Origin of the sequence: Bacillus infantis NRRL B-14911 (genome assembly GCF_000473245.1) — a bacterium.
GTDB classification, from domain to species: Bacteria; Bacillota; Bacilli; order Bacillales; family Cytobacillaceae; genus Bacillus_AB; species Bacillus_AB infantis.
On record NC_022524.1, the window covers coordinates 1,329,655 to 1,345,368 of the forward strand.

The following is a 15,714-nucleotide window of genomic DNA, read 5'->3' on the forward strand; positions in this document are numbered from 1 at the left end:
TGAATGGCCTGATAACGCTTTCAGTTGTCTTTTATGCAGCGATTTGTGCAAACGGTTGTACTAGAAAAATATAATTTCTTTGGAGGGGTCAAAATGAAGAAGGCTTTATCATTATTTATGATGATTGTCCTGGTTTTTGGAGTGCTGGCTGCTTGCGGTCCTAAAGATGAAGAAACAGGCACTGCAGGAGAAAAAACAGAAGGCGGCTCAGACAAACCTGAAAAGCTGATTGTCTGGGAAGATACAGATAAAGGAGTCGCTCTTAAAGATGCGGCAGACAAGTTTGAAGCAGAACACGGCATCAAAATTGAATTCAAAGAATTGAATATAACAAAGATGCAGGAAAACCTTGCCCTGGATGGCAACACAGCCAATGCGCCGGATGTTATCACAATGTCTCATGACGGCACTGGCCCTGCGATGGTAAAAGGGTATATTAAGGAACTTGAAGTAAGCGACGAGATCCTTGACCAATTTACAAGCTCTTCAGTAGAAGCCCTGAAATATGAAGGCAAGCTTTACGGACTTCCGAAAGCTACTGAAACACCGGTTTTCATTTACAACAAAGCATTGCTTCCTGAAGTTCCGGAAAACCTGGAAGATCTCTATACTAAATCTCAGGAAGTAACAAAAGACGGAAACTACGGATTCCTTGCAATCTGGGATGACTTCTATCATGCACACGGCGTATTCTCCGGGTTCGGCGGATATGTATTCGGCGAGAAAGACAGCAAAGTGGACGTGACTGATATCGGCCTGAATAACGATGCTTCTGTAGAAGCAGCAGATTATATCAAAAAGTGGTACGCAGAAGGATTATTCCCTAAAGGAATCATCGGAGAAAAATCAAACGATAATATGAACGGCCTCTTTAAAGAAGGAAAAGCCATTGCAGTCCAAAACGGCCCATGGGCGTTCCAGGATTATAAAGATGCAGGCATCGATTATGGTGTAGCCGCTCTGCCGAAGCTTCCAAATGGCGAGCCTGTCAAGACATTCATGGGTGTTAAAGGATGGTTTGTTACTAACTTCAGCAAAAACCAGGAATGGGCCCAGAAATTCGTTGAGTTCATTACAAACGAAGAAAATGCCAAGAAGCGTTTTGAGCTGACTGGCGAGATCCCGCCATTGAAATCATTGATGGAAGATCCTGAGTTCGTTAAGAATAACGAAGGTGCTGCAGCAGTAATGGCGCAGTCACAGTATGCTGTTCCAATGCCAAGTGTACCGGAAATGGCTGAAGTTTGGGATCCTATGAAAAAAGCGGTAGAAACAATCATTACCGGTAAATCAGAATCCAAAAAAGCGCTTGATAATGCTGTGAAGACTATTGAACAGCAGATCGAAGCGAACCACAGCGGAAACTGATCTATAGCAATAAAGGGAAAAGGCGGTACTCCTTGGTGGAGTACTGCCTCCCATTTTATTAAGCGTCAAAGAGAGCAGGATTTTAATAGATTCCAACAGGCATAGCTTCGGCTCTTTCAGAAGACAATAGTGCCGCAAAAAAAATCAATAAAAAAATCGCCCTTTATGGGAATCAGATAGAAAGGGGCATCCTTTCAATGGAAGAAGCATACCGTTCAAACCATCGGAAAATTGCTGCAGGCCTGTCCATCATCCCGGGACTTGGCCAAATGTATAATAAACAATTTGTCAAAGGCATCGCCTTTTTAATTCTAACACTATCATTCATCGTTGCTTTTAAAGACTTCCTCAATATTGGCCTTTGGGGACTTGTCACTCTCGGAGAAAAGCTGCCGAGGGATAATTCCATCTTCCTCCTGGTATACGGAATCATTTCCGTCATCCTTCTTCTATTCGCGGCAGGATTTATGTTCATCAACATTCGCGATGCCTATAAAAATGGAAAGAAACGGGACTTGGGCAAGCACCTGAGCTCGATAAAAGAGCAATATCATACATTGATAGATTCCGGATTCCCATACTTGATGATCACTCCGGGATTCTTCCTGCTGGTTTTCGTGGTCATCCTGCCGATTGTGTTCGTGCTTTTGCTTTCGTTCACAAACTACAACCTGTATCATCAGTGGCCAGCGAAGCTGATGGACTGGGTGGCATTAGACAACTTCGCCAAACTGGTCACATTGGATATCTGGCGTGATACTTTCGTAAACGTGTTTGCCTGGACGATCATCTGGACGTTCGGTGCGACAACATTCCAGATCGCCCTTGGGGTCTTCCTGGCAGTACTTGTCAACCAGAAGGATCTAAAAGGAAAAGCGATCATCAGGACAATCCTGATCCTGCCATGGGCCGTACCGGCATTTGTATCCATCCTGATTTTTTCCGGCCTGTTCAATGAAACGTTCGGTGCCATCAATAACGTAGTCCTGGATTTCATTGGAATCGGTCCGATCCCTTGGATGACAGAGGCCCTGTGGACAAGGATCGCTCTCATCATGATCCAGACCTGGCTTGGATTCCCGTTCATTTTTGCGATGGTCACAGGTGTGCTGCAGGCGATACCGGATGAGCTTTATGAAGCGGCAACAGTCGATGGAGCGACGATTTGGCAGAAGTTCAAGAATATTACGTTCCCGCTGATCATGCTGTCCATCGCACCAATCCTGATTACGCAATATACCTTTAACTTTAATAACTTCAATATTATCTATCTATTCAATATGGGCGGCCCTGCTATCTCAGATCAAAATGCAGGCGGCACCGATATCCTGATTTCGTGGATCTATAATCTGACTGTCACGAAGTCTGAGTACGGAATGGCTGCAGCCATCACGATGATTCTATCTGCGATAGTCATTTCCGTGGCATTATGGCAGTTCAGAAGGACAAAAGCTTTCAAAGAGGAGGATATGATGTGATATGACTACAAAAAAAGAGAAATTCATCAGGCTGTCACTGACCTATCTTGTCATTCTTTTTATGGCGGTCATCATCATTTATCCGATTCTGTGGGCCATTGGAGCATCACTGACGCCGGGAACAAGCTTGACCAATTCATCACTCATCCCGAAAAACGCGACATTTGCCCATTATAAGACAATATTCAACCCGGAAGAGAGCAATTATCTGATCTGGTATTGGAACACGTTGAAAATCTGCGTGATCACCATGCTGGCATCTGTCATTACCATCAGCTTGATGGCTTACTCTTTTTCACGGTACCGCTTTGTCGGCAGGAAAAATGGACTTACCACGTTCCTGATTCTTCAGATGGTGCCTAACTTTGCAGCATTGATTGCGATCTTCGTCCTTGCACAGGTAACAAACCTGCTGGATACCCATATCGGGCTCATCCTCATTTATGTAGGCGGGGCCATTCCAATGAACACTTGGCTGATGAAAGGATATCTCGACAGCATCCCTAAAGAGCTGGATGAAAGTGCAAGGATGGATGGAGCAGGCCACTTCAGGATTTTCTGGCAGATCATCATGCCGCTTGCGAAACCGATTGTTGCAGTCGTTGCGCTCTTTACGTTTATTGCTCCGTTTACGGACTTCATCCTGGCAAAGGTCATGCTAAGAACACCTGAAAAATATACACTTGCCGTTGGATTGTATGAGCTTGTATCAAGACAGTATGGAGCCGAATTCACAACGTTCGCTGCCGGATCTGTCCTGATTGCAATCCCGATTTCAATTTTATTCTTATCCTTCCAGAAATATTTCGTTTCAGGTTTGACTGCCGGGGGCACAAAAGGCTAATCTTAAAGGGTTAGTGACTTTAGGGCTGGGCTGCTTAAAGGGGTGTTTCCTTATGGCAGCTCAGCTTGATATTTAAGGAGGAGCGGAGATGAAAAAAGGAGTCATGGCTCTCATCTTAATTCCGTTTCTTCTTTTTTGCGCCCTACCGGTAGGAGCAGTTGAAAAAGAAGAGCGTAAATGGCAGGATGAAACAATTTATTTTCTAATGGTCGACCGTTTTAACAACGGCGATTTCAGCAATGACCTGGAAACAAACGCAAGTGACCCGAAAGCCTATCACGGAGGGGACTTCCAGGGTATCATTGACCAGCTAGATTATCTGAAGGATATGGGCTTTACAGCCATCTGGCTGACGCCGATTTTCGAAAATGAAGCAGGCGGCTATCATGGCTACTGGATCAATGATTTTTACAAAACGGAAGAAAACTTCGGATCTATCGAGACGTTTAAAAAGCTTGTAAAAGAAGCCCATAAGCGTGATATGAAAATCATCCTTGATTTTGTTGTCAATCATGTCGGACCCAATCATCCCTGGGTGAATGATCCGGACAAGCAGGACTGGTTCCATGAACAAAAGGAAATAACCAACTGGGAGAATCAGGATGAGCTTGAAAATGGTTGGATCTATAATCTTCCTGACCTCGCACAGGAGAATCCGGAGGCCAGGCAATATCTCCTGGATGCAGCCAAATGGTGGATAGAGGAAACCGATATTGACGGATACCGCCTTGATACGGTCAAACATGTGCCAGTTGATTTCTGGGAGGATTTCGCGAAAGAAGTAAAAAGCGCCAAGGAGGATTTCTATCTTCTCGGCGAAGTATGGACCGATGACCCTGCTTATATTGCACAGTATGAGAAAGCAGGGATCGACGGATTTGTCGATTATCCGCTGAACGGGCATCTGCGCACGGCATTTGAAAAGCCCGGGCAGCCCTTTGACTGGCTGTTTGCCAGCTGGGAGAGGAATCAGGCCCAATACGATCAACCTTATTTAATGGGAACGTTCATGGACAATCATGACACCGTTCGTTTCACGCGCGATGCAGTAACCAACAATGAGCATCCGGGACCGAGATGGCGTCTGGCCCTCACATATTTGTATACGTCACCGGGGATTCCCATTGTTTATTATGGAAGTGAAATAGCACTTGATGGCGGGGAAGATCCCGATAACCGCCGCCAAATGGATTTCCGGACAGACCAGGAGCTTGTGGAATACATCTCGAATATCGGGACATTAAGGCAGCAGCTACCATCCCTTACGAGGGGCACAATGGAGCCTTTGTACAATAAGGATGGCATGGCAGTGTACAAGCGGACCTATGAGGATGAAACCACTGTCGTGGCCATCAATAATACCGTCAAAACGCAGACCGTCTCCCTTGATTCCGGCCTGCTTGAAGGCGATAAGCAGCTGAAAGGCCTTTTGGGCGGGGATCTTGTAAGGTCTGATGAGGGAAAATATAAGCTGATCGTTGACCGGGAAGAAGCCGAAATCTATGCGCTGTCAGAGAAGACAGGTTTGAATATCCCTTATCTGGCAGTGATGGGACTGGTCTATGCAGCCTTCATCGTCTTTATTATCCTTCTTTGGAGAAGGTCGAAAAAGAGGAAGCCTGTTTCCTGACCCCAGCCGGCACTGCCGGCAGCTTCCCAATCCCGGTCATATCAGAAGGGATTTGAAGGAGGAGTCGGCTACATGAATGATACAAGTTTTGCCATACATCCAGGAAAGAGCAGAAAGATAGAAAACAGTGATTACCAGGAAGCAGGAGATGTCCTTGCTATAGAAGAGTGCAGGAATGGCCTGAAGGCCCGGACAGAAACAGGGGAACTCAGGATTGTATTCTACGCAAATGAAATCGTCCGCATCACTATGAATTTTTTTGGCGAAGCGGATGCGGGAACGAGCCCTGCCGTCATTGGGGGGCTGCAGGAAGTTAAGCTCGAGCATTATGAATCAGGAGACCAGGCAGAGGTGAAAACCTCTTGTCTGACTGTCAAGCTGACCAAATCCCCTCTTCGAATTACCGTGGCAGATGCAGAAGGCAGGGTTTTAGCCGGAGAAAATCAAAAAGGGATGGGCTATAAGCATTCTAAAGAGGTCATCTGCTTCAAGAATATGGAGGAGAGCGATCAATTTTACGGATTTGGAGAGAAAACGGGCTTTCTTAATAAAAGAGGGGAAAAGCTGGTTATGTGGAATAGTGACGTATATGCCCCGCATAATCCGGAAACAGATCCGCTCTACCAGTCAATCCCTTTCTTTCTTACCTTGAGGGAAGGGCAAGCCCATGGCATATTCTTCGATAATACTTTCCGGGCAGAGTTTGATATGCGCGGAGATGAGTTTTATTCCTTTTCAGCCGATGGAGGCCAGCTTGATTATTATTTGATGGCTGGACCTTCGCCGAAGGATGTTATTCGTCAATACACATCGCTGACAGGCAGAATGCCCCTGCCGGCCAAGTGGGCAATCGGCTACCACCAATCGCGGTACAGCTATGAAAGCCAGCAGGAAGTGATGGAGCTGGCGGCAGCTTTTAAGGAGAAAGGGATTCCGCTGGATAGCATCCATCTGGATATTCATTATATGGATGAATACAGGGTTTTCACATTTGACCGTGATAAATTCCCTGATCCTGAAAAAATGATCAGTGATCTGAAGGAAATGGGCATACACATCGTTCCGATTGTTGATCCGGGCGTAAAGGAAGATCCGGAATATATGGTCTATAAACAGGGCATCCAGGAAGATCTTTTCTGCAAATATCTGGAGGGCAATGTATATTACGGAGACGTCTGGCCCGGAAATAGTGTATTCCCTGATTTCACAAGCAAAAAAGTGCGCGACTGGTGGGGAAGCCTCCATTCGTACTATACAGAGCTTGGGATTGAAGGCATCTGGAATGACATGAATGAACCGGCGGTATTTAATGAAAGTAAAACAATGGATTTGAAAGTCATGCATGATAACGATGGAAATCCCCGAACACATAAGGAGCTTCATAATCTCTACGGCCTTCTGATGGGGAAATCGACATATGAAGGCATGAAGAGAAATTTGAAGGGGAAGCGGCCATTTCTGCTTACACGTGCAGGATATTCGGGTGTCCAGCGGTATGCGGCCGTATGGACAGGGGATAACCGGAGCTTCTGGGAACATCTGCAGATGTCGCTGCCAATGGTTATGAACCTTGGCGTCTCCGGCATTCCTTTCTCTGGCCCGGATGTAGGCGGTTTTGCCCATGATTCCAATGGGGAGCTTCTCGCGAGATGGACACAGGCAGGCGCATTCACCCCGTTTTTCAGGAATCACAGTGTACTAGGATCAGCAAGGCAGGAACCATGGGCATTCGGGGAGAAATATGAAGCTATCATTAGAAAATATATTGAGCTCCGCTATACATGGATGCCCCATCTTTATTCTTTATTTGCCGAGGCTCATAAAGAGGGCACTCCTGTTATGAGGCCATTATTCCTGGAATTCCCGGAGGATGAGCATACCTGGAATCTATCTGATCAATTCATGATCGGCGACAATGTCATCATTGCCCCGATCATGCAGCCGGGCACCTTCCACAGGGCCGTCTATCTGCCTGAAGGCATGTGGACAGACTATTGGACTGGCAGCACCTATGAGGGGAAAAAGCACCATTTGATTAAAGCTCCTTTGGAAACGCTGCCGATTTTTATCAAAAAAGGAACGATGGCTGCCCATGGGGAAGCAGGTGCAGCAGGTCCCCTGACACTTCATCTTTATTATGAAGAAGGGTCAGAATGCTCTTATACCCTTTATGAAGATGACGGGGAAACTTTCGCTTATGAAGAAGGGGAATATAGGGAGATTTGCTTTAAAGTGAAGTGTGAGGAAGGGACGGTCTATCTGAACTCTGCAATCGCAGGCACTTATGAGCCTGTCTGGAGCACTGTTCAGCTTGCTGTGCACAGCAGAGAAAATGTCCGGTTAAAGATAGGAAGCAGCACGCTGCTCCCTGAAAAAATTGAGGAAGGCCGCCATTATTTTATACTTTCATAAATAGAAATAGCAGCGGTTTACTCTTATGGATAAGGGGGGAAGGGAATGGCAGTTACCATAAAAGACGTGGCAAAACTGGCGAATGTGGCCCCTTCTACAGTTTCCCGCGTGATTGCGAATAGCCCGCGGATCAGTGAAAAAACGAAGCAAAAGGTCAGGAAAGCGATGGATAAATTGGGATATCATCCGAATTTCATCGCCAGGAGCCTTGCCAGCCAGTCCACACAGGCAATTGGACTAATTATGCCAAGCTCCACTGACGTCGTATTCCAGAATCCTTTTTTCCCGACTGTTCTGAGGGGCATAAGCGAAGGTGCCCATGAAAAGCATTATGCCCTTCATATGACGACAGGCAAAACAGATGAAGAAATTTATAACGGAGTTGTCCAGATGGTGCAGGGCGGCAGGGTGGATGGGGTCGTCCTTCTGTATTCGAAAATTGAAGATAAGGTCCTGTCATTTTTACAGGATGGAGATTATCCGTTCACCGTCATCGGAAAACCGTTCCGTGATGTAGAGGAAATCACACATGTTGACAACGACAATTTCAGGGCTGCGAAAGAAGCAACCGACTATTTAATTGAGCTGGGGCATACTCATATAGCCTTTGTCGGCGGGGATTTGAATCTGGTTGTCACCGTTGAGCGCCTGCTGGGCTATGAAAAGGCTCTAAGAGCTGCGGACATTGAGCTGGACAACGATTACGTCATCCATGAAGAATTTCTTAAGGAAGGCGGCCAGGAGGCAGTAAGGGAGCTTCTATCGCTTGAAAAGCCCCCGACAGCCCTGGTGGTAGCTGACGATCTTATGGCGCTCGGTGTGCTTAATACATTGGATGAAATGGGGATATCCGTGCCAGATGATATTTCTATCATCAGCTTCAATAATGTCCTTCTGTCAGAAATGTCCCGGCCGCCGCTGACCTCAGTCGACATCAATATTTTCGACCTTGGATACCAGGCTGCCAAAAGCCTGATCCAGATGGTGGAGGATCCAAAAGAGCCGACCAAAAGGATTATCATTCCGCATCAGATTATTAAAAGGCATTCCTGCAGTGTTACTGCAAGATAAGGTTAAAAGCTGTCTCCCGGCAAATTGCCGCGGGGCAGCTTTTTTGGTTCAGAAGACGGTGATGCTATTGGTGATTGGTGTTAGGATTTCGATAAAAAAATGCATATTTCGATAATAAAATTTTGATTTCGATAATATAATCATTTTTCCGATAATAAAAGGCCAGCCGGAAGTTGTGCTTCCGGCTGGCATGATTGATCTGCAATTGTTTTTATAAAGGTGCAGCGCCCTCCGCTTTTCTACTTGTCCAGCTCCAGGCGCTAGCCCCTCGAGTCATAAGCCACTTTAGGATTGAAGGCAAAGAACGCAAAGAACGCCTTCTATCCTAAAGCGTCTTATGCTTGAGGCCCACAGGATGTGGGTCATGCAGACGTTGCCACAGGACGTGGCGTTCTTAGTCTGCGTTCCTTAGTGAGCAAGCGCCTTCCGCTTTTCTAACCATTAACAACCTTCCCGCCATTAATATGAAGCATTTGGCCGGATACGTAGGAGGAGTCGTCGCTTGCGAGGTATACAAAGCCTGGTGCCAGTTCGTACGGCTGGCCGGCTCTGCCGAGCGGTGTGTCAGTTCCGAATTTGGCGACATCTTCCTCTGTGAAGGTGGAAGGAATGAGCGGCGTCCAGATCGGACCTGGTGCAACTGCGTTGACTCTGATCCCTGAATCAGCCAGGTTTGTGGACAGGGAGCGGGTGAATGTAACGATCGCTCCTTTTGTGGAAGAATAGTCTATCAGCTTAGGATGTCCTGCATACGCTGTGATGGAAGCCGTATTGATGATAGAGCTTCCTTTGTCAAGATGCGGCAGTACAGCCTTTGTCAGGTGGAACATAGAGAAAATATTTGTCCTGAATGTCTTTTCAAGCTGTTCTGTGCTAATATCCAGCAGACTTGTCTGCGGATGCTGCTCACCCGCATTATTGACAAGGATATTTACCTTCCCGAACTCATCCAGCGTCTTGGAGACCACTTCCTTTGCAAAGCTTTCATCTCCAAGGTCGCCGGCAAGGAGAAGGCATTTGCGGCCGGCTGCTTCGACTTCCTGTTTGGTTTCCTTTGCATCTTCAGTTTCTTCCAGATAAACAACAGCCACATCAGCACCTTCTTTTGCAAAATAAATAGCAACAGATTTGCCGATCCCGCTGTCTCCTCCAGTGACAATAGCCACTTTGCCCTCAAGTTTTCCTGAACCTTTATAATTCGGATCAATATAAGAAGGCTCTGGGGTCATTTTATCCTCAACCCCCGGCTGCTGGTTCTGGTGCTGAGGGATGAATCCGTTCTGATTATCTTTCTGTTCGTTCGCCATTGTGAAAAACCTCCAATTTTTTAATAGATATTAGGTGTATTCCATGCTAGTATGTGATAAAAACATGGAAAAAATTTCTTGTGTTTAAAAGGGGAGGATTTTTTTATGGTAACAGTCAGGCGGGCCAGGCAGGAGGATGCTGAAAAGCTGCTTCTCCATACACGGCAAATTTTGCATGAATCAGAGAATATGCTGACGGTGCCCGAGGAATTTCAGGCAACCGTTGAAGAAGAGAGGCAATGGATCATTGATCATGGACGGCCTGGGAATCTGCTTATGACTGCCTGGAGCGGAGAAGAGCTTGCCGGAGTTTTGAACTTTACCCGGAAAACACGCAAAAAAATCAGCCACATCGGAATGTTCGGAATATCCATTAAAGAAAAATATTGCAATCAAGGCATCGGAAAGCAGCTGATCGGCACCTGCCTGGAATGGGCTAAAGAGGAGCCGGGCATTGAAAAAGTATGCCTGGAAGTGTTCTCACATAATGAACGGGGCATTCATTTATATAAAAAAATGGGATTCCAGGAGGAAGGCAGAAGGATCAGGCATGTGAAGAACTTTGATGGCTCTTATTCTGATGAGCTTTTGATGTATGTGTTTGTAAAATAAAATTAAAATCCCCGGCATGCCTCTGGCATCCGGGGATTTTAACTAAACAAGCGCCTTCCGCTCTGCTCGTCTTAAGCTTGATGCCCACAGGATGTGGGTCATGCGGACGTTGCCACAGGACGTGGCGTTCTTAGTACGCGTTCCTTTATCGAGCAAGGCTTTTCCGCTTTTCTATCTGTAATTTATAAACTGCACATCGACTGTCAGGTCGGCTTCTCTTACAGCAGCTATTACCTGCTGAAGGTCGTCCCTGTTTTTTCCTGTTACCCGGACCTGGTCGTCCTGCACCTGGCTCTTTACTTTCAGGCCGCTGTTTTTGATGAGGGTGTTGATTTTCTTTGCATTATCTTTATCGATCCCCTGCATAAGCTTAGCGCGCTGCCTCACTGTGCCCCCGGAAGCGGCTTCGACTTTTCCATAATCCAGATTTTTGATGGGAATTCCGCGTTTAATCATTTTGCTGAGCAGTACATCCTTCAGCTGGTCAAGCTTATATTCATCGTCCGAAATCAGGACAAGCTCTTCCTTATCAAGGGTAATATCACTTTTACTGCCCTTAAAGTCATACCGGGTCTTGACTTCTTTCATTGCAATACTGATTGCATTTGTCACTTCAGATAAATCTACTTTGGATACAATATCAAATGAGCTTTCTTTTGACATGGTTAGACCTCCGTTAATCCTTATATTTAACCGGCTGTATTGAAGCCTTTGGCCGGATATTTCCTAAAGCCGGCCGCTCCTTCTTCGAAACCGTTTTACCTTATTCGTTTATTATAGTAAAATATAGCAGTTCAAACAACTTTCAGATTGTCAGCAGACAATAAAGCCATTGAGGAGGAAATTACATGCCTTTGGCAGACTATATCGGACAAGTCACAACTTTAACCGTATCAAGAAAATCATCTTTCGGTTATTTTCTGACAGACGGTGATGAAGATGTATTATTGCATATAAATGAAGCGGCAAAAGAGTATGAGGTGGATGAAAAGGTCGAAGTGTTCCTTTATACAGATTCAAGGGAACGCATCTCGGCAACGGATACTCTTCCGGAGATCCGGGTGGGAGTGTATGGCTGGGCAAAGGTCAGTGATGTAAGGGAGGATCTCGGCGTATTTATCGATATCGGGATCCAAAAAGAAATGCTTCTCGGCCAGGAAGATTTGCCTCTGCACCTGTCAGTCTGGCCGCAGAAGGGCGATCTTCTCTATATCACCCTCCGTGTTAATAGAAATAACCGGGTGTATGTGAAGCATGCGAAGGACCCCATTATCGAGGAGATTTCCATTAAAGCTACGCGGAAAGACTTTAATAAGAACGTCCACGGCCATATCTACAGGACCGCTAAAGTAGGCAGCTGGGCTTATACGGCAGAAGGATTCAAGGGGTTTATCCATGAGTCCCAGAGGAAGACAGAGCCTCGCCTTGGCGAGAAAATCGAGGGGCGGATCATTGACGTAAAGGAAGATGGAACAGTCAATATTTCCCTTCTGCCCCGTAAAGAGGAGGCGCTTGACGCTGATTCACAGAAAGTCCTTTCTTATTTGGAAGAGCGGAATGGATCCATGCCTTATGGAGACAAAAGTATGGCAGACGAAATCCAGGACCGCTTCCAAATGAGCAAATCATCCTTTAAGCGTGCTCTTGGAAGACTGATGAAGGAAGGGAAGGTCTATCAGGAGGACGGCTGGACATATATAAAGCAGCAATCATAGAAAAAAGCAAGCGCTGGGCGCTTGCTTTTTTCTGTTTCGGGAAAGTCATCCATAAAGAGCCCTGGCTGCTTAGAGATGATCAGTTTTTTTCGAGTACTGATGCTTCCCGGCTTTTCTGTTTTTTTCGCGCATCATATTTTTCTCATGCCTCAGGGCATTATTGTCCTGTGCTTTTTTATCATTGTCTGAAGTGTGCGGCATAGAAAAAACCTCCTTTATTCCGGCTTGATCGCCGTCGGTTTAGTGTCTGCCGCAATCAGAAGGAGTATGTAGATTTATGATGCTATTTCATTTAAAAAGAAGAGTGCAATAGTGCCGGCCCCTGTGTGGGATCCTATGGCTGCCCCAATGTCAGAGATCAATACCTCCTTGGCTCCGAGCTCCTCGATCAGCATCTCTTTTACTTCTTCAGCTGTTTCAAGATTGTCTGCATGGCTGATGGCAATCGTCTGTCCTGAGAAGCCTTTGCCCCGCTCTTTGGCAACCTCGATCATTCGGCGGAGCAGCTTCTTTTTTCCACGGATCTTTTCAATAGGAACAAGCTTCCCGTCTTCTACATGAAGGAGAGGCTTGATATTCAGCAGGCCTCCGAGAAAAGCGGAAGCCTTGGAAACACGCCCGCCTTTTGCGAGATAATCCAGATCTTCGACAGTGAAAAGGTGTTCCATATGGCGGCTCCGGAAAAGGATATCCTTTTCGATTTCTTCCAGTGATGCCCCTTCGGCAGAAAGCCTTGCCGCCTCTTTTACGATCAATCCCGCTCCAAGAGATGCGCATTTTGTGTCTATTATGGACAAGCTAAGGTCAGGATAATCTTCTTTTACCTGATCCCGCACCATGGCTGCTGTCTGGTATGTACCGGAAAGCTGGGAGGAAAATGCGATGTAGATGCCTTCCCGGCCGCTCCTCGCAAGCTCCCTGAATTCCTTTTCAAAATCTACTGGAGAAACCTGGGAGGTTTTCGGGGTTTGGCCGCTTCTGATGCTATCATAAACTTTTTTTGGTTCAATTGTGATCAAGTCTTTGTATTCCTGCCCATCCAGAAGAACCTGCAGAGGAAAGAGCAGGACATCATTGTCCTTGAAAAAATGCAATGGTAAATCACTTGCACTGTCAGCCATGATTTTTACTGACATATAGGTCACCTGCTTTCAGCACGTTAATATGCTTTTAGTTTATAGAATCAAGGGAAAAAATACAATGAAATGTGTTGAAAAAACACAATATAGGGTAAAGAAACACCAAGTGTTTTAAGGGGGTTCTGTATGATTTTATTAGAAACCAAGAAATTTGTTGTGGTGCTTATAGGCGCCATCCTTAATGCGATTGCGATGAATTTTTTCCTGATCCCGGCCAATGTTTATGCCAGCGGGTTCACAGGTGTCGCGCAGCTGCTTTCCAGCATTCTGGGCGGCTTTGCTTCAACAGGTATTTTATTGTTCGTCCTGAATATACCTGTAACAATCCTTGCATGGAAAAAGGTGGGCAGGTCTTTCACGGTGTACAGCTTTTTAAGCGTTTTCCTTATGTCCCTATTCCTGGAGCTCATTCCTGTGATCCATGTATCAGAGGATATTCTTCTGAATGCAGTATTTGGAGGCGTCATTGCTGCTGTTGGCGTAGGGATGACACTTAAATGGGGGGCATCCACTGGAGGAATGGACATCGTCGCGATGCTCCTGTCAAGAATGAAAGACCGTCCTGTCGGTACATATTTCTTTACTTTAAATGCCATCATCATCATTACTGCAGGTTTTCTTTACGGCTGGGAAAAAGCTTTATATACGCTTGTGACGCTTTATGCATCTACAAGGGTGATCGATGCCATCCATACAAGGCATGAAAAGCTGACTGCCATGATTGTTACGAAAAAATCGGCCGAGCTGAAGCAGGCCATCCACGATAAGCTTGTGCGCGGCATTACGACCATTCCCGCAAAAGGGGCTTTTACGAATGAAAATAAAGAAATGATGATCATCGTCATCACCCGCTATGAGCTTTTTGACCTTGAAAGGATCATAAAGGATGTCGATCCTTATGCATTCACCAATATTGTTGAAACAGCAGGGATTTTCGGCTTTTTCAGGAAAGATTGATAAAAAGGAGGTATTGTCATGTTAAGAATTGCAGCAGTCTTGTTCATGATCTTTGCTTCACTCCCGATGAATGGATCAGGCGCAAATGCGGAAGGCGGTCCTGAGGTTTCCTTGAGCCTGAATCCCGGCCCGGAATCGGCTGAAATTAAGGTGGGGCTTATCAACAGCTCTGATCAGGCACAGGTTTTTGAGTTCCCAACCTCACAAAGATATGATCTGATCATTCGCGATAAGAGCGGTGAAATCGTGTATGATGCTTCGGCAGGAAAGTCCTTTTTGCAGGCCATACAGTACTTGAAGCTGAATCCCGGGGAATTTGTATCCTGGACCGAATCCTGGGACTATGAAACTGCATCTGGAAGGGTTGGGGAAGGATCCTATTCAGCCGAGTTGTCCATCCCGCTCAAACGGAAAGGTGAAACCCATGCATCAGTGGTGCTGAGGGATAAAGCCCAGCTCGATGTCCCGGAGGAGAACCCTGCATTCAGGAAAGTGGAGGTAAGCGGGGAGAATGGTGTTTATGAGGTGAGAGGGGAAGCAGCTGCTGAAACTGGCAGGTTTTACTATACAGCCGAAGACGGCCATCAGGTGCTTGCTGGGGAGGCAGCAGGCCCTTCTGATTCAAAATTTCCCGATTGGTCGCCTTTCCATTTCAAAATTAACATACCGGAAAAATCCTTGCCCGAAAATGGCACAGTCATCCTCAGCTTGTACGAAAAGGATAAAGAAGGCAGGGTCATCCATACCTATGCTGCAGTCCTGGAAAATTTCCGATAATTAATAAGAGCATGCCCGCACTGCGGGCATGCTCTTATTCGTCAGCGGCCTGCAAGCTGGTCCAGCTGGTCCTGCAGCTCGCGAAGCTGCTCCTGTTCAGCTCTTGTGGAGTTCGCATAAGCTGAATGGAGTGCGTTTTTGGCTTTCGCAATCGTCTGCTGCTGTTCAGCCGGCCCTGCCTGTGAGGCCATCTGGACAAATCTCTGCGCTTCCTGATAAAGCCTGTTTCCCATCGCTAAATTCCTCCAAGAGAAGATTCCTGTACATTCGCCATCTTCCTCGCTTCGGCTTCAGCATATGTGGTGTGATAGGGTATGCGGGAATCATGCTTGCTTACTGTATCTGCACCTTGCTGTACAAAGCGTTTCGATTTGTTGCGTTTGCCCATTCGGATCCCCTCCTAA

General features: G+C 46.3%; 16 protein-coding genes. 10 read left to right on the top strand and 6 right to left on the bottom strand.

Features of this window, described 5'->3' with window-relative positions:
• Nucleotides 1–93: 93 nt before the first annotated feature.
• The 6 genes from N288_RS06860 to N288_RS06885 all read left to right on the top strand — a co-directional run bounded on the left by N288_RS06860 (nt 94) and on the right by N288_RS06885 (nt 8,803).
• Nucleotides 94–1,368 carry an extracellular solute-binding protein gene (locus N288_RS06860; protein ID WP_022543601.1) on the top strand — a complete coding sequence of 425 codons (1,275 nt, stop codon included), beginning with the start codon at nt 94–96 and terminating at the stop codon, nt 1,366–1,368.
• A 197-nt stretch (nt 1,369–1,565) separates the two neighbouring features.
• A complete protein-coding gene (locus N288_RS06865) occupies nt 1,566–2,846 on the top strand; it encodes a carbohydrate ABC transporter permease (RefSeq protein WP_009794045.1) in 1,281 nt (426 codons plus the stop codon).
• 1 nt (nt 2,847) lies between these two features.
• Nucleotides 2,848–3,690, top strand: a complete 843-nt coding sequence (locus tag N288_RS06870; RefSeq protein ID WP_009794046.1) for a sugar ABC transporter permease — start codon at nt 2,848–2,850, stop codon at nt 3,688–3,690.
• Nucleotides 3,691–3,778: 88 nt separating this feature from the next.
• Complete coding sequence (locus N288_RS06875; protein WP_009794047.1) at nt 3,779–5,320, top strand: alpha-amylase family glycosyl hydrolase; 1,542 nt, start codon at nt 3,779–3,781, stop codon at nt 5,318–5,320.
• A 72-nt stretch (nt 5,321–5,392) separates the two neighbouring features.
• Nucleotides 5,393–7,732, top strand: a complete 2,340-nt coding sequence (locus N288_RS06880; protein ID WP_009794048.1) for a glycoside hydrolase family 31 protein — start codon at nt 5,393–5,395, stop codon at nt 7,730–7,732.
• Between the two features lie 45 nt (nt 7,733–7,777).
• Nucleotides 7,778–8,803 (top strand): LacI family DNA-binding transcriptional regulator, encoded by a 1,026-nt coding sequence (locus tag N288_RS06885; protein ID WP_009794049.1) that lies wholly within the window; start codon nt 7,778–7,780, stop codon nt 8,801–8,803.
• 434 nt (nt 8,804–9,237) lie between these two features.
• Here the strand turns inward: N288_RS06885 and N288_RS06890 are convergent, their stop codons facing one another.
• Entirely contained in the window at nt 9,238–10,110 is an 873-nt protein-coding gene (locus N288_RS06890) for an SDR family oxidoreductase (RefSeq protein ID WP_009794050.1), read from the bottom strand.
• Nucleotides 10,111–10,215: 105 nt separating this feature from the next.
• Here N288_RS06890 and N288_RS06895 point away from each other — a divergent pair, with 105 nt between their 5' ends.
• The gene (locus N288_RS06895; protein WP_009794051.1) at nt 10,216–10,722 is read left to right on the top strand and encodes a GNAT family N-acetyltransferase; all 507 of its coding nucleotides are present in this window, start codon (nt 10,216–10,218) and stop codon (nt 10,720–10,722) included.
• Nucleotides 10,723–10,893: 171 nt separating this feature from the next.
• Here N288_RS06895 and N288_RS06900 read toward each other — a convergent pair whose 3' ends face one another.
• Nucleotides 10,894–11,385, bottom strand: coding sequence for a YajQ family cyclic di-GMP-binding protein (locus N288_RS06900; protein ID WP_009794052.1), 492 nt, complete (start codon nt 11,383–11,385; stop codon nt 10,894–10,896).
• 185 nt (nt 11,386–11,570) lie between these two features.
• On the opposite strand from N288_RS06900, the gene N288_RS06905 reads away from it, so the two are divergent.
• The gene (locus N288_RS06905) at nt 11,571–12,437 is read left to right on the top strand and encodes a CvfB family protein (RefSeq protein WP_009794053.1); all 867 of its coding nucleotides are present in this window, start codon (nt 11,571–11,573) and stop codon (nt 12,435–12,437) included.
• A gap of 69 nt (nt 12,438–12,506) precedes the next feature.
• Here the strand turns inward: N288_RS06905 and N288_RS24615 are convergent, their stop codons facing one another.
• Both N288_RS24615 and N288_RS06910 read right to left on the bottom strand, forming a co-directional pair.
• The gene (locus N288_RS24615) at nt 12,507–12,638 is read right to left on the bottom strand and encodes a DUF3941 domain-containing protein (RefSeq protein WP_009794054.1); all 132 of its coding nucleotides are present in this window, start codon (nt 12,636–12,638) and stop codon (nt 12,507–12,509) included.
• Nucleotides 12,639–12,712: 74 nt separating this feature from the next.
• Nucleotides 12,713–13,573 (bottom strand): DegV family protein, encoded by an 861-nt coding sequence (locus N288_RS06910; RefSeq protein ID WP_009794055.1) that lies wholly within the window; start codon nt 13,571–13,573, stop codon nt 12,713–12,715.
• A 129-nt stretch (nt 13,574–13,702) separates the two neighbouring features.
• Between N288_RS06910 and N288_RS06915 the strand changes: the two genes are divergently transcribed.
• Together N288_RS06915 and N288_RS24250 are read left to right on the top strand one after the other, a co-directional pair.
• Nucleotides 13,703–14,533 (top strand): YitT family protein, encoded by an 831-nt coding sequence (locus N288_RS06915; protein WP_009794056.1) that lies wholly within the window; start codon nt 13,703–13,705, stop codon nt 14,531–14,533.
• Nucleotides 14,534–14,551: 18 nt separating this feature from the next.
• Nucleotides 14,552–15,310 (top strand): BsuPI-related putative proteinase inhibitor, encoded by a 759-nt coding sequence (locus N288_RS24250; protein WP_009794057.1) that lies wholly within the window; start codon nt 14,552–14,554, stop codon nt 15,308–15,310.
• Between the two features lie 41 nt (nt 15,311–15,351).
• Here the strand turns inward: N288_RS24250 and N288_RS06925 are convergent, their stop codons facing one another.
• Nucleotides 15,352–15,543: a DUF3813 domain-containing protein gene (locus tag N288_RS06925; protein ID WP_009794058.1), complete on the bottom strand. Its 192-nt coding sequence runs from the start codon at nt 15,541–15,543 to the stop codon at nt 15,352–15,354.
• A 2-nt stretch (nt 15,544–15,545) separates the two neighbouring features.
• Complete coding sequence (locus N288_RS25360) at nt 15,546–15,698, bottom strand: hypothetical protein (RefSeq protein WP_009794059.1); 153 nt, start codon at nt 15,696–15,698, stop codon at nt 15,546–15,548.
• Nucleotides 15,699–15,714 lie beyond the last annotated feature (16 nt).